Here is a 13824-nt window from a genome sequence, read left to right as displayed (position 1 = left end):
CCCGTGCGCCAATCAGCGCCCGAGTATGCCCTCCCACACCCCGCCGAGCACCCGGAATACCGGGATCTACTGATGCCGGCGACGGGCGCCGCCGACTACCGTGACCGCCGTGCAGCTCGACCACCTCCGTACGGGCTGGCCGGAACAGCTCCTCACCGGCCAGTACGCCCTCCGCCAGAGCAAGGGCGGCGTGCTCCTCAATGTGCTGGCCGGCCTCGTCGTGATCGTCACGGTCAATCTGTACAAGCCGTACCCGCGTAACCGCTTGCGCGTGACCGTGGGCGACACAGCGGTCATGTCCGTCGTTGAGGATTTCGCCGGAACCTGGGCACCCGCACCGGCCGGCCCGAAGGCGATTGCCGACAATCCGCCTGGGCCGCTGATCACCCTGCTCGCCCACGCCCGACCCAAGGACCCCACGAGGCCGTCGACGGCGAACCGCACCATCGCCGGTCTCTTCGACCGACGCCAGCCGTTCCGCTCCCGGCTCCGCCACACGGCGGCCGACCTGCACCACACCTGGCAGAACCGTCCGCCACCGCTGACGCCCACCTGGGACGTCCTCGACAACCGGCTCGGCGTCGTCATCGGCCGACTGACCCGCCCCGCCGACGACGTTCCGGGCAGCCGGACGGTCATCCACGACGCGCAGGGCAGACTGGTGGGGCAGATGGAGGAGCCGTCCACCCCGACCAATCCCGCGCCGTGCATCACGTTCACCGTTGCCGGCCGGCCCGTGGCGCAGATCCGGCGGCGTACCCGTAAGCACTATCTGATCGACGTCACCGGAGCAGCTCCCGCCGGGCTGGATCCCCGACTGGTTCTCGCCTGCGCCATCCAGCGGTTCGTCCACCTGAGCCAGGTCTAGACCTCGATGCGGGTTCAGATCAGTCCGAGTCCGTTGTAGACCATGTAGACCACGCCGAGAGCGCCCATGAAACCTCCGCCGGTCAGTGACAGCGTGACGAGCCAGTTGTCGACCGTAGGATGCTGATTCGCCGCTGGCGGGCACGAGTGCGTCGGCGCGCCGCTCGCGCTGTTGTTGGTGACGCCGCAGGAAACAGTCGGCGTTGAGCGCGTGCGGCAGACGAGCACGCAGACAAGAAAGACGCTCAGGCTCATCAACAGTGCCGCCAGCAGGGCGCACAGGGTGAGCAGGATTTTGAGAGCAGAGATGTCCACCGGATGTCCTTACAGAAGTCGGTAAGGACGGGGCAGGCTGATGCCGTTGAGGCGCCTCGCGCGGCGCATCGAGCTGCCCCGGCCACGTCACGATCACAAGATCGGCGAGGGCCGGGCGACCTAGCTGCGCTGCTGCACGGGGGGAGCGGCGCCGTGGAGCGCGGCCCAGCGGACCATCCGAGGACGCAGCGCCGCGCTGGGCAGCTGGAAGGGAATGACCACCAGGCACAAGAAGATCCAACCGAGGAGCCAGCTGAAGAAGCCGAGCAACCCCGGATCGCGTTCCGCTCTCATCCGCGAGCTGGTCACGAGAAAAGTGTAATGACGCCACTACCAAGATCGCTATCTCAGACCGACCACGTCGACAACGGACGGCCCTGGCCGAAGCCAGGGCCGTCGTTCGTTGACCTGCCGCTCAGCCGGTGTTGCGCATGCCGGCGGCAATGCCGTTCACCGTCGTCAACAATGCCCGTTCCAACGCCGCCGCCTCCGAAGGCGCCCGCCGCGCACCCGGCGCGATGACCGGCTGCCGGTCGGTGTCGCTGAGGTCCCGGTACTGCCGCAGCAACGCGACCTGCAGGTGGTGCAGCGGCTCCAGGTAGGTGTCGCGAACCCCGAGCGTGCGGGACAACTCCGGCGAGGCGGCCAGTAACTGCTCCCGGCCGGTCACGGCGAGGATCTCACTGACCGTCTTCTCGTACTCCTGCTCGATCGTGCCGAAGATCGGGCGCAGGTCCTCCGGGACCAGCGTCTCGACGTAGCGCCGGGCGATGGTGAGGTCGGTCTTGGTCAGCATCATCTCCACGTTGGAGATGAAGGTGCGGAAGAACTGCCAGTCGGCGTACATCTCGCGGAGAACGTCGGCCTGGCCGGCTTCGCGGACGGCGGCGAGGCCGGTGCCGACGCCGAACCAGCCGGGAACGATCTGGCGGGTCTGGGTCCAGCCGAAAACCCACGGGATGGCTCGGAGGCCGCCCAGGCCGGCGTCCGCGTTGGGGCGTTTGGCCGGGCGGGAGCCGATGTTGAGGGCGCCGAGGAGCTCGGTCGGGGTGGCTGCCCAGAAGTACGCCGGCAGGTCCGGGTTTTCCACGAGTGACCGGTACCGCTGGAATGCCGCACCGGAGGCGGTGTCCATGGCCGCGTCCCAGCGGGTGAGCGAGGCCCGGTCGACCGACGGCTGGTTGTGCAGCAGGGTGGCCTGCAGGACGGCGGCGACCGTCAGTTCCAGGTTTTCCCGGGCCAACGCGGGCAGCGTGTACTTGTCGGAGATGACCTCGCCCTGTTCGGTGACCTTGATGGCGCCGTCGAGGGTGCCGTACGGCTGGGCCAGGATCGCCTCGTGGGTGGGGCCACCGCCCCGGCCGACCGTGCCGCCGCGACCGTGGAAGAGCCGCAGGCGTACGCCGTGCCGGGCCGCCACGTCACGGAGGGCGCGCTGTGCCTTGTGGATCGACCACTGGCTGGTGGTGATACCGGCTTCCTTGTTGCTGTCGGAGTAGCCGAGCATGACTTCCTGCAGGTCGCCGCGGGCGCGGGCGATCTCCCGGTACGCCGGCATCGACAGCATCTCGTCGAGCAGTTCGCCGCCCGCGTCCAACTCGGCCGGGGTTTCCAGCAGCGGCACGATGCCGATCCGCGCGCGGGACGTGTGGACGTCGATCAGTCCGGCCTCGCGGCACAGCACCGCCGCCGCGAGCACGTCGTCCACGCCGAGGGTCATCGAGATGATGTACGACTCGATCACGTTGGCGCCGAACCGGTCCTGCGCCTCGCGGATGGTCTGGAAGACGTCGAACGTCTTACGGGCCGAGTCGGTGAGCGGCACGTCGGCCGCTGCCAGGGGACGCCGGCCGGTCAGCTCGTTGGCGAGCAGCTTGGTGCGCTCTTCGCGGCTCAGCGCCCGGTAGTCGCCCACCTCGCCGACCCGCGCGTACATCTGGGCCAGCACTTCGTGGTGCCGCTCGGCGTGTTCGCGGACGTCCAGGGTGGCCAGCTGGAGGCCGAACGCGGACGCCGTACGGATGGCGGAAGCGACCGTGCCGATCGCGGTGAGCTGGCCGGAGTTGCGGGCCAGCGACTTGCGGATCAGTTCCAGGTCGGCGATCAACTCGTCGCTGCCCAGGTAGTCGCGGCCGGGCACGTGCGCGGTGCCTTCGCGCAGCCGGTGCCGGGTGCCGGCCAGCTTGGCCTTGATGCAGCGGACCTTGAGCCGGTACGGCTCCTCGGCGTTGACCCGCCGGAACCGGGGCGCCACCTCAGGCAGCGCGTCCAGATCGGCGGCCAGGCTCGCTGACAGGTCGAGGGAGACGCCGCGCAGCCGGCGGGACACGGACAGCTCGTCGATGAGCGCGTCCATCGCCGCCTCGGTGGCCTGGATGCCGTGCTCGTGCTGGATGATCAACACTTCGCGGGTGACCGCCGGCGTGACGAACGGGTTGCCGTCGCGGTCGCCGCCGATCCACGAGCCGAAGGTGAGCGGCCGGGCGGTCGGCGCGGTTTCCACGCCGAGCCCGCGCAACGTTTCGGCGAGGTCGTCGAGCACCTGCGGGGCGGCGTCGGCGTACAGGTCCTTCAGGTAGTAGACGGCGTTGCGCGCCTCGTCGGTGGGGTCGGGCCGGTCCAGGCGCAGTTCGTCGGTCTGCCACAGCAGATCGATCAGCTCTGCGAACCGGCGGGTGGAGGCGGTGGTGTCGGTGGCGCCGTAGAGCACGGCGGCCGAGGCTTCCGCGTCGAGCGAGTCGGCGAGTTGGCGCAGCTTGGACAGGATCGAGCGCCGGGCCGCCTCGGTGGGGTGGGCGGTGAACACCGGACGCACGGCGAGCCGCCGGGCCGCCGAGGCGATCTGGTCGGCGGGCACACCCTGCTCGGCGATCCGCTTGGCCGCCTGATCCAGCCAGCCGCCGTCCCGCGCGCGACGGCGTTGCAGGTCGCGGGCCCGGTGCACCTGCTCGGTGATGTTGGCGAGGTGGAAGTAGGTGGAAAACGCGCGGGCCAGCTTCGTACCCGTCATGACGTCCATGGCCGCGAGCCGGGCAGCCGCCGCGGGCGCGTCCTCGCGGACCAACGCCCGGACCTCCTCGACGAGGTCGAGGAGCGGTTTGCCCTCCTGCCGGGCCAGGGTCTGCCCGAGGAGGCGGCCGATGCGCCGAATGTCGGCGCGCAGGGCCGCGTCGGGGCCGTCAGGGTCGAGATGGCCTTGCTGGTCAGTCACCGAAACCGCTCCTTGATGCCTGGCGTGAAGCCTCGCGTACGGCGGACGGCGCTGTCCTGACTCCGCCGATCGTATCGCCGCCCCTGTTCGGGCGGGTGATTTGGGGTGAGACTCCCCCGCCGGTACGTCCGTAACGCCCCGGCTGCGTTGATCCCGGCGACACATCAGCTTTGCCAGAAGGAAGAAGCATGACGAGAAGAACTCGGCTCTGGGCCGCCGGCGCCGTCGCGGCAGCCGTCACCCTCGCCGGCGCAGGCGTGGGCGTAGCCTCGGCAGCGGCCGAACCGCCCCCGCTGGCGTTCACCCGCGCGGCCCCGGAGGTCATCGCGGACCGCTACGTCTGGGAGGGGCAGGCCTACATCTACCTCGACCTGGGCATCCACGTCATCGCGGGCAAGCACCCGTTCGAAATCCGGGCGACCCGCGCGTCGTACGCCAAACCGATCAAGGCCCGCCAGTACGTCGTCAAGAACGGCAAACGCACGGCGGTGAACCTGCCGATCGGCATGGTCCTCGGCTGGAACGGCCTCAAGGACTTCACCACGGTGAGCATCCGCAACTCCACCGGCACCGAAGTAGCCAGTTACAGCACCGACTTCTGCCCCAACTCGTGGAACTCGGCCCGCACCCGCCGCGACGCCCCCGCGCAGAACCCGTACCCGCGGGGTTGCGCCGGCGGCAACCCGTTCCACCTGGGCGCTGTCTGGGGCATCCAGGCCGGCTGGAACGCCGAGGTCAACGCCAACCCGCAAACCCAGATCCTCGACCTGCCCGACGGGCAATACCAGGCGACGGTCGCGCTGAACCCGCGCTACCGGGCCCAGTTCAAAATCCCCGAGCAAAACGCCACCCAAACCGTCGGTCTGACCGTACGGACCGCAGACGACGGCGGTGTCGTCGGCGCCGGCCTCACCAAGGCCCGCCTCGAAGCCGCCCGCGCGGGCGCAAACACGGCTCCCCGGGCCGTCGCCGCCGCACACGCCGAACACGCTGGTCAGGGCGACCCCGCCACGCAGATCGCGGCCTACCAGCCGGGCTTCCGGCCGCCCGCCAAAGCACCGAAGGCCGTCCCGCTGTCCCGCGTCGCCAAGGGACCGCGCCCCGACCTGCGTTCCCTGCCTGCCTGGGGCATCTCCCTCGCCCAGGAGGAGGGCCGCTGGAACGTCAACTTCGGCGCCACCGTCTGGAACGCCGGCACCTCACCGCTGCTCGTCGACGGCTTCCGGCGCACCGGCTCCGAGCTGATGGACGCCTACCAGTACTTCTTCGACACCAAGGGCAAGGAAGTCGCCTCGGTCAAGGCCGGCACGATGGAATGGGATGCCCGCGACGGCCACCGGCACTGGCACTTCACCGACTTCGCCCAGTACAACCTGCTGTCCGCCGACAAGCAGCTGGCCGTCCGCAGCGGCAAGGAAGCCTTCTGCCTCGCCAACACCGACGCGGTCGACTACACGATCCCGGGCGCGAAGTGGCGGCCGGACAACACCGACCTGTCCAGCTCCTGCGGCCAGAACACGGCCGTCGCGGTCCGCGAGGTCCTCGACGTGGGTAGCGGCGACACGTACACGCAGGCCCGGCCCGGCCAGTCCTTCGACGTGACCGACCTGCCCAACGGCTCGTACTGGATCGAAGTCAAAGCCAACCCGGTCGGCACCCTGACCGAGCTCAGCACGAAGAACAACTCCGCCTTCCGCGAGATCCGCCTCGGCGGCACCGCAGAAGCCCGCACCCTGGAAATCCCCACGGTGTACGGCCTGGACTGACGTCCACCCCGCCGCCTCGCCTCCCACGGCGAGGCGGCACCTGGCTACCTATCGCGCGTCGAACATCCCGGCCTTGACGCTGGTCACAAACGCCGCCCAGTTCTCAGGCTCGAAGTCCAATGCTGGACCAAGCGGGTCCTTGGAGTCCCGAACTCCGACAATGCCCGGCAGGTTGTCGGCCACCTCGACACAGTTGCCATTGGTAGTGCTGCGGCTGGACTTGCGCCACTGCGCGCCGCGTAGGGGGTTCATGTTCCGTACTCCTTACCAACGGTGGCGATCAGGTCAATCGATTGTCCCTCATCGAGGGTCATTTCATTGAGCCTGAGCCAAATGTCCCGGTAGGTACCTACTTCAGAAGTCTTATCAAGATAGATGGCACCCGTGGCACCCTCGCTGTACACGGTAGATGGCTCCGGATTAGCTCCGCCATCAGGAAAATCCAGCAGAGCGAAGGCCCCTGCCGCTGCTGAATGCGGCCCCGCAGACAGCGGAAGAACGCGAACCGAGATGTTGCTCTCCGCGGTGGCGACCTCTGCCAGGCGTCGAAGTTGCCTAGACATTGCCGCATGATCTTGGATTGGACGACGAATAGCGTGCTCATTCAGGACGACGTGCAGCTCGGGCGGGGGCGGCAATCGGCGCTTCAGCAGCGCTTGACGCTCCAGCTTGATCGAGACCCGCTTCTGCCGTTCCTCCTCCGACATACCGGGTTCGAATACGTGAGATAAAGCCAGCACATATTCCTCGGTTTGGAGTAGTCCCGGAATAAGTTCAGGCTCGTATTGGTGGATGCATCGAGCCGCCGCCTCGAGTCCGACGTAAAGCTCGAAGTATTGCGGGATTGCTTCCCGGTAGGACTGCCACCAACCTTTGGCTTTGGTTTCCCGCGCAAGGGCCATCAACGCTTCGGTCAGTTCCCGCTCGACCTGATAAAGCTCGCACATGTTGCGCACATCGATGGCGCGCATGGAGATAGCGCCGTTCTCGATGCGCCATAACTTTTGCACCGACCACTCCAGCTCACGAGCCGCAGCCTCCCGCGTGATGCCCGCGTCCTCGCGGGCGCGGCGGAGATACCGACCGAGCTGTCGACGGGGCACTGTGGAGCCGGCCTCGCTGGTCATGATCGCATTCCTTCCACGTCGGCCCTGCTGAACACCACTTCTGCAATGGTTGTTGACGCCGCTCTGGAATGATTACCAGCGACCTCCCGGGAAATCAAGGTCTGTCACTGATTATTTGCTCCGGAACGTTGCATCCCCCGTCGCGCTGAGCCAGTATGACAAGCAAGCAACCACCGCCAAACGCGACATCAGCGCGAATCACGGCGAGGGGAAACGTAATGACTTTGGCATTCGCCATGGGCGGAGCTCTGCTCGGCGGCTTTCTGCTCGGTCTCTTCTCATTCAAGCTAAAACAGGGTTGGTGCCCGGCCTGCGGCGCCAGTCTCAGCTGTCCCGAAAGAGATTGCCGCGGGTTTCCCAATCCACACGAGAGGTTCAATGATGGTCCGCGATCCGACATTGCCGCGGCGCGTGCCCGGCGCAACGTTGCCTGAGCGGTCACCAACACCGCCGCAAGACGACGCCAAGCAGCTAACCCTTGCGGACCTTGTCCGTCTTCGCGATCTGATCCGCCGACTGTGAGCGAGGTCGGCACCGCCTCGGATCCACCACGACCTGGCGAGGTCTACGCCCTGGCCGAAGAGAACTATCGATACGGCGTCGGCCCCGTCCTCGTACACATCGTGTCCGTGAACGCGCTGCTGCCGTACCACGACGAGCCGTGGTGGCAGGTCACCGCGGACTTCACCACGGGCGTCCCCGACCGGCACTCCCCGCAGTGGCGGAGCGCCGAGATGTATCTCCGCGCTGACGGCCTGGCCGCCGCGCGGATCCGCTGACTGTCGTGATCGTGAATGGAGCGGTAGACACCATGGCTAAACATGACACCACCGGCGACGGCCACAAGAAGGGCGTCGACCCTCGCGCACCGCCAAGCCCAAGGACGACGGCGCTGCGTCCGGCGAGAAGCCGGGCGCCGCAGCCACCAGTTCGCTCTCCATGCCGACCGTCGTGGCGATCATGCTGCGGGAGTCGCTGATCCACGACGGATCCCCGCGAGCTGCTCAACGGCGATCACGCCCAGTTCGTGATCGGGCTGCGCGTACCGGAGTGCTACGAGTGGAAAGAAACAACAGCGGGCCGGGTCGTGCAACGGTTGGACGACCCTTCATCACTTTCCTGGGCGACGATTACCGAAAGCACGAAAGCCGGACGGTTCGTGGTGCGTCAGGGCGGACCACGCCGGCTCTGGGATGAGATCGTTTCGGCCCATCGGTGGTGGCAGGAGCAGGGCGACCCGGTCTTCAGCCGCTTCGGCATGACCATCGACCGGGACGGCCAGCGATTGTGGCTGGATCATCCCGGCAACGTGGTGCCGTTGACCGGCGGTGTCGACGGCTGACTCAACGCAGGTCGCTTGCCACGGTTCGGGCTTCGGCCACGGTGGCGAGTCCCTCCAGGCGGTAGGTCACGCCGTCGCTGGACCAGATCAGTGTGGGCGCGGCGAGGCGGCCGGTCTCCGTCCGCTCGGCGCCGGCCCGGTCGACGTAGGTCACGGCGTGGGGGCCGGGCACCCAGATGGCCGCGTCGCCCCCGACCTCGGTCCACTCGGCCGCGCCGGACATCTTGAGAAACGCCGGCGCGATCCGGCCGTCAAACTGGTCGAAGCGCACCGCGCCGCCGCGGAAGGCCATCGTGACGACCCGCGGCTCGCCGCCGGGTGCGGGGTCCGCCAGCTCCACTTTTTCGGGTACGCCCAAAGCACCCGGCACCCGCACCGGGAACCGAGCCGCCCCCTTCGCCGCAGCCAGCGTGACCGCACCTGTGGCCGGCAGCGGACTCGGCCGCACGGGCAGCGGCGCGGGGTCGGAATCGGCTCGGACCTCGATGCCCACAATCCGCAGAACCCCGTCGACCGCAGCAAGCACAGCGGCTCTGGCTGGCGTCACTGCGATGACCGCGCCGACCAGGGTGGCGAGAAGGGCAGCGAGCCAGCGCATTGCCGGCGAGGACCAGCGCGTACGGGGAGCGGACCGGCGAGGGTGCGGCATGGACCCGGTGAGGCGGGCCCGGACCGCGGCGCGTTGGTCGGCGGGGTCGGGGACGTCGAGCTCAGCGGACAGGGCACGCAGTTCGGCGATCAGGAAGTCGTCAGACATCGGAGACCTCCACGAGCCGGTCACGCAGCCGGGCCAGCGCGCGGAAGGCCCGGGACTTGACGGTTCCTTTCGGGACACCGAGGGCTTCGGCGGTCTCCACCTCGGTCAGGTCGAGGAGGTAGCGGCAGACCAACACCTCTCGCTCCTTCGGGTCGAGCAGCCGCAGCTGGGCCACCAGCCGTTCCCGTCGCTCAAGCGCCTCGACCGGGTCCGGGGACACGGGTTCCGCGTCGACCACGGCGGCGGCGCGCAGGACCAGGCCGTCGCGGCGTTTGCGGGTGCGGTGCAGGTTGCGGGCCTCGTTGGCGACGATCGAGAACAGCCAGGGCCGGAAACCGGAGTCACCGCGATAGCGGGCGAGCTGCCGGTACGCCTTCACGAACGCCTCCTGCACCACGTCGTCGGCGTCCTCGCCGGCCCCGAGCAGCACCGCGAACCGGTGCGCGGGCGCGGTCCACCGGCCGACCAGGACCTCATATGCGTCCAGGTCGCCGCCGCGGCAGCGGTCGACGACAGCCGCGTCGTCGAGATCTCCGACCTCGTCCAGCCTCGACACCTCCGACAAGCCGACTCCCACACCGACACCGACATCGACGCCGACGCCGACGCCGACAAATCAAACCGCCGACCCCGAACCGCCGACAGGCCGTCTCAAGCAACGGTGTCGACGCCGTCTCAAGCAACGGTGTCGACGCCGTCTCAAGCAGCGGCGTCGGGCGCCGCCTCAAGCAACGGCGTTTGCATCGTGCTATCCCGCTCGGCTGACACCGCGCGCGGCCAGAAGGTTCCCGACCACAGCGGGAACTTTCCGCCGGGTGGCGGTGTCCACCGGCTATGACGACTCGGCGTACCTTTCTCATCATCGCGGGCGCGGCGGCCGGGATGAGCGGCTGCCACGCGCTTCGCCGCGCTCCGGACCCGGTGGCGGTGCCCGGCGTGCTGATCGCCGAGACCGCCGGCGGGCTGGTGGTGCTCGACGGCACCGAGATCCGTGACCTGGGCGGTCGGGCGGCGGTGAGCCCGGACGGCACCTATGTCTATGCGGCTACCGGCGCGACCCTGGCCGGACCGGCAGCGACCACCCCGCTCGAGGACGGCTGGGAGCCGCAAGTGGTGTCCGCGGACGGCACGGCGTGTGTGTCGCGCCGCGCGGGCGAACTGCTGGTGACCCGGGGAGATCAGCAGCGCCGGTACGAGGTGCCGGCGACGGTCCAGCCCGACGCTTTCACCACGGACAACGCGGGGCTGTTCGTGTTGGAGTGGCTGCCGCCGACGGATCCGGACCGCTACCGGGTGCGGTTGATGGACCTGACGACCGGGGTGCGGGGGCCGTTGCTGACCAAGGCCAAGGTGCCGGTGCCGCCGGGCGCGGAGGAGGAAATGCGCGGCGAGGGGCGCCAGGCGGTGCTGTCGCCGGACCGCACGATCCTTTACACGCTGTACACCCATCAGGCCGGGCACCTGCACACCCGGGACCTGCTCGCGGGGCGGGGTGGCGGCGAGGTGCACGCGTTTGTGCACGTCCTGCACCTGGAGCAGCGGTGGGCGTACTGCCTGAATCTGCCGCACCCGTTCGGGGAGGGGCCGGCTGAGTCGCACGCCCTCGCCGTCGACCGGAACCGGCTCGCGGTGGTCGACGGGTCCAGCGGGTCGATGGCGTACGCGAGCACCGAGTCGCTGTCGATCGAGCGGGTCGATCCGGTGCCGCGGGGGTCGGGGCCTGCCTCGCTGGCGTTGGCGGGCTCCCGGGCGTACGTGGGAATGGGCGCGATGGTGACGGTGCTGGACGGCGGCAGCAGCTCGCGGTGGACGGCGCCGGCGCCGGTTCGTGGGCTCGGGCTCGACGTAGGCGCGAAACCGCTTTTTCTGGGCGGGACCGATGAGGTGCACTGGGTCGATGCGGCCTCAGGGGAAGCCCGGGGCCGGGTGCGGGTTCCCGGTCTGCTGCATTTGCGGCACGTCGTTGTGCACCCTGGGGCATAGGTGCACCTCATGGGTGAGTCCGGGTGAACACCTGATCCCCGGCGTGCTCCGCCTCCCTAAGACGTACGGCGGGCGGGTGACCGCCCTGCACGAGCTGAGCGTCTCCGTCGAACCGGGATCACCGGTCTGGTGGGCGGCACGCATCGGGCCGCGCTCCGTCAGGACGGTCGGCTGCCGCTTGCTACCGCTGCGATGAGTGTCGGGCGCAGATACGGAATCAAGGTATGGACGTACGTCGCAGTGAGGTGTGAATAGTCCTGTCGCACTCGGACTCCGCCGACGACGGCGTCGCATATCTCGGGGCCGCAGATGTGGTCGTTGAGGTCGACCGAGGTGATTGTCTTGGACCCGATTTTCTGCACGGCCTGCACAGCGGCATCCGGATAATCCCAATCCGATCTCGGTGCGGAGCACGGCCCGTAGTCGTTCGGGTTGGCTTCCAGACAACGGATCGGGTCGGCGTTTGCGTGCTTGGCGGTATCGGACTTGTCCCCGCCCGCAGCCGCGGGGGCGTCCTTGATCACCAGGGTCCTGACTCCGGCGTCGTTCAACCGGTCGAAGGCGGCGTAGTAGGCGTCGACGGTCGAGGTCTTTTTGTCGGGCTTGAACCAGCCGTTGTACCGGGCCAGGTAACCGAGGTTGGAGGTGACCACGAGGGCGGGCCTGAGCTCGATGACACTGCTCAGGACCTTCGCTTCCCAGTCGGCACAGCGTTCGAACTTGGGCGTGAACGACTCCTTCGGCCAGAGGGCAAACGGGCAGCCGGTGGCGTAGTAGGTGATGAGGTGCCAGCCTTCGGTCTCCGCGATGTTCGACACCGCCTCGAGCCATTGCAACGCATGCGAGTTGCCGGTCAGCACCACCTTCACCGGCGACGAAACGTTCCCGGCATCGCACCGGGTGACGGGCCATTCGTAAGCAGTGGCGTTGCATTTCGTGGAGTTGAGTCCCGGCTTGTCCTCCGCGATGGCACCGACCTGCCAGGTGGAGTTTCGCGGGACGTATTCACCCCGCAGTGAGCGACCGCAGTTCGAGCCAGGATCGAGGGCCGCGGCACCGAAGCATCGATCCGCGCCTGCGAGCTGCGCCGCGAGCTGACGCTGGTAGGCGTCCTGCCGGCGGTTCTCCACGACACTCCAGCTCGCGGCCAAGGCGATCACGACCGCCATTCCCGCGGCACCGATCGCATACGTCGGCACCCAACGGCGCCACCACGCGCGGGTTCGAACGGGATCTTCGATGAACCGCTTCGTCAGCGCCGCGAGGACCAGCATGGCGACGATGATCGCTACATCGTGCTTCCAGCCCCGGGGCGACCCCACGGCCGCCGGCAGGATCACCAGCAGCGGCCAGTGCCACAGGTAGATCGAGTAGGAATGGTCGCCGAGCCACTGCAGCGAGTTCACCGGATACCAGTCCAGCGGAGCGTTTGCCGCGATCACCAGCAGAACTCCCGCGACGGGCACGATCGCCCGCCAACCCGGGAACGGCGCGCCCTCGGTGAACCGCACCACCGCGGCGCCCATCAGTAGCCAGCCGCCGTAGGCCATCGGGATCCGGGCCCGCTCACCCCACTTCGTCGCCAGCACCCGCGCCACCACCGGGTAGGCGACGGCCAGCAGACCACCACTGCCCAACTCCCAGACCCGGGTCGTGGACACGAAGTAGGCGGCGGACGGGGTCGTGCGCGTGTAGGTGATCGACCACCAGAACGACACACAGACCACTGCGAACAGACCTGCGAAGTACAGCCAACGCTTGTCCCGGAGTCGCCACCCCAGCCAGGTCAGCACCAGCAGCAGGAGCGGCCACACCACGTAGAACTGCTCTTCCACCGCGAGCGACCAGTAGTGCTGCACCGGGGACGCCTGGTTTCCCGCCGCGAAGTAGTCGACCGAGTCGCCGGCCAGCTGCCAGTTGATCCAGTAGGTGGCGGCTGCCCGTATCTGCCGCGCGGTCATGTCCCACAGCGCTTCCGGAAGCCACACCCACCCGGCCACGGCCGTTGCCGCCAGGACGGCCAGCGATGCCGGCAACAAGCGCCGTACCCGCCTGGCCCAGAAGTCCAGCAATCCGCGAATGTTCGTCGGGGTGTTGTCCACCAGGTGTGAGGTGATGAGAAATCCGGAGATGACGAAGAAGATGTCGACCCCGACGAAACCGCCCGCCAGTCTTCCGTGCGGCCACAGATGAGCGCACACCACCACACCCACGGCGATTGCCCGTAGTGCCTGAATATCGAGCCGGACGTCTCGGTTGCGGACGAGACCGGACATCCGTGAACGCTCCTTGATCTATGGGTGGGCCAGCTCGAGCCGGGCCAAGATACCTCACCCTGCGGCTTCAACATCATCCGGCGATGCAGGAGAGGTCCCCGTCGTCGGCCTCGGGGTATAGGTGCACCTCAGGGGTGAGTCCGGGTGAACACCTGATCCCCCGGCGTGCTCCGCCTCCCT

The 13824-nt window shown here is 68.3% G+C and carries 13 protein-coding genes; 5 read left to right on the top strand and 8 right to left on the bottom strand.

Annotated elements, in window-relative coordinates; translation table 11 throughout:
* Nucleotides 1-109 precede the first annotated feature (109 nt).
* Entirely contained in the window at nt 110-868 is a 759-nt protein-coding gene (locus ACIA1L_RS09350) for a hypothetical protein (RefSeq protein ID WP_396072105.1), read from the top strand.
* Nucleotides 869-882: 14 nt separating this feature from the next.
* On the opposite strand, the gene ACIA1L_RS09345 is transcribed toward ACIA1L_RS09350, so the two are convergent.
* The 3 genes from ACIA1L_RS09345 to ppc all read right to left on the bottom strand — a co-directional run bounded on the left by ACIA1L_RS09345 (nt 883) and on the right by ppc (nt 4393).
* A complete protein-coding gene (locus tag ACIA1L_RS09345; protein ID WP_396072104.1) occupies nt 883-1182 on the bottom strand; it encodes a hypothetical protein in 300 nt (99 codons plus the stop codon).
* Nucleotides 1183-1302: 120 nt separating this feature from the next.
* Nucleotides 1303-1491, bottom strand: coding sequence for a hypothetical protein (locus tag ACIA1L_RS09340; protein ID WP_396072103.1), 189 nt, complete (start codon nt 1489-1491; stop codon nt 1303-1305).
* Nucleotides 1492-1597: 106 nt separating this feature from the next.
* Entirely contained in the window at nt 1598-4393 is a 2796-nt protein-coding gene (gene ppc / locus ACIA1L_RS09335; protein WP_396072102.1) for a phosphoenolpyruvate carboxylase, read from the bottom strand.
* 188 nt (nt 4394-4581) lie between these two features.
* Here ppc and ACIA1L_RS09330 point away from each other — a divergent pair, with 188 nt between their 5' ends.
* The gene (locus tag ACIA1L_RS09330; protein WP_396072100.1) at nt 4582-6159 is read left to right on the top strand and encodes a lysyl oxidase family protein; all 1578 of its coding nucleotides are present in this window, start codon (nt 4582-4584) and stop codon (nt 6157-6159) included.
* Nucleotides 6160-6207: 48 nt separating this feature from the next.
* Here ACIA1L_RS09330 and ACIA1L_RS09325 read toward each other — a convergent pair whose 3' ends face one another.
* Together ACIA1L_RS09325 and ACIA1L_RS09320 are read right to left on the bottom strand one after the other, a co-directional pair.
* On the bottom strand, nt 6208-6411 hold the full coding sequence (locus tag ACIA1L_RS09325) for a DUF397 domain-containing protein (protein WP_396072098.1): 204 nt from the start codon (nt 6409-6411) through the stop codon (nt 6208-6210).
* On the bottom strand, nt 6408-7286 hold the full coding sequence (locus tag ACIA1L_RS09320; protein WP_396072097.1) for a helix-turn-helix domain-containing protein: 879 nt from the start codon (nt 7284-7286) through the stop codon (nt 6408-6410). Before ACIA1L_RS09320 ends, ACIA1L_RS09325 begins: the two co-directional genes overlap by 4 nt.
* 518 nt (nt 7287-7804) lie before the next feature.
* Between ACIA1L_RS09320 and ACIA1L_RS09315 the strand changes: the two genes are divergently transcribed.
* The gene (locus tag ACIA1L_RS09315; RefSeq protein ID WP_396072096.1) at nt 7805-8065 is read left to right on the top strand and encodes a hypothetical protein; all 261 of its coding nucleotides are present in this window, start codon (nt 7805-7807) and stop codon (nt 8063-8065) included.
* A gap of 248 nt (nt 8066-8313) precedes the next feature.
* Nucleotides 8314-8628 carry a hypothetical protein gene (locus tag ACIA1L_RS09310; protein ID WP_396072095.1) on the top strand — a complete coding sequence of 105 codons (315 nt, stop codon included), beginning with the start codon at nt 8314-8316 and terminating at the stop codon, nt 8626-8628.
* A gap of 1 nt (nt 8629) precedes the next feature.
* Here ACIA1L_RS09310 and ACIA1L_RS09305 read toward each other — a convergent pair whose 3' ends face one another.
* Nucleotides 8630-9385 carry a hypothetical protein gene (locus ACIA1L_RS09305; protein ID WP_396072094.1) on the bottom strand — a complete coding sequence of 252 codons (756 nt, stop codon included), beginning with the start codon at nt 9383-9385 and terminating at the stop codon, nt 8630-8632.
* Nucleotides 9378-9941, bottom strand: a complete 564-nt coding sequence (locus tag ACIA1L_RS09300) for an RNA polymerase sigma factor (protein WP_396072457.1) — start codon at nt 9939-9941, stop codon at nt 9378-9380. The genes ACIA1L_RS09305 and ACIA1L_RS09300 overlap by 8 nt, the downstream gene beginning before the upstream one ends.
* A 278-nt stretch (nt 9942-10219) precedes the next feature.
* Between ACIA1L_RS09300 and ACIA1L_RS09295 the strand changes: the two genes are divergently transcribed.
* Nucleotides 10220-11368, top strand: coding sequence for a hypothetical protein (locus ACIA1L_RS09295; RefSeq protein WP_396072093.1), 1149 nt, complete (start codon nt 10220-10222; stop codon nt 11366-11368).
* A 158-nt stretch (nt 11369-11526) separates the two neighbouring features.
* On the opposite strand, the gene ACIA1L_RS09290 is transcribed toward ACIA1L_RS09295, so the two are convergent.
* Entirely contained in the window at nt 11527-13644 is a 2118-nt protein-coding gene (locus ACIA1L_RS09290; protein ID WP_396072092.1) for an acyltransferase family protein, read from the bottom strand.
* Between the last annotated feature and the right edge of the window lie 180 nt (nt 13645-13824).

Origin of the sequence: Actinoplanes sp. NPDC051859, from assembly GCF_044452725.1 — a bacterium.
Taxonomy (GTDB): Bacteria; Actinomycetota; Actinomycetes; order Mycobacteriales; family Micromonosporaceae; genus Actinoplanes.
Note: the sequence above shows the minus strand (reverse complement) of the source record. Positions and strands in the feature narration are given on the sequence as shown.

Coding starts and splice junctions, on each gene's coding strand:
- ACIA1L_RS09325 (WP_396072098.1), bottom strand. CDS start 6,411: ATGAACCCCCTACGCGGCGCGCAGTGGCGCAAGTCCAGCCGCAGCACT.
- ACIA1L_RS09320 (WP_396072097.1), bottom strand. CDS start 7,286: ATGACCAGCGAGGCCGGCTCCACAGTGCCCCGTCGACAGCTCGGTCGG.
- ACIA1L_RS09290 (WP_396072092.1), bottom strand. CDS start 13,644: ATGTCCGGTCTCGTCCGCAACCGAGACGTCCGGCTCGATATTCAGGCA.
- ACIA1L_RS09305 (WP_396072094.1), bottom strand. CDS start 9,385: ATGTCTGACGACTTCCTGATCGCCGAACTGCGTGCCCTGTCCGCTGAG.
- ACIA1L_RS09330 (WP_396072100.1), top strand. CDS start 4,582: ATGACGAGAAGAACTCGGCTCTGGGCCGCCGGCGCCGTCGCGGCAGCC.
- ACIA1L_RS09295 (WP_396072093.1), top strand. CDS start 10,220: ATGACGACTCGGCGTACCTTTCTCATCATCGCGGGCGCGGCGGCCGGG.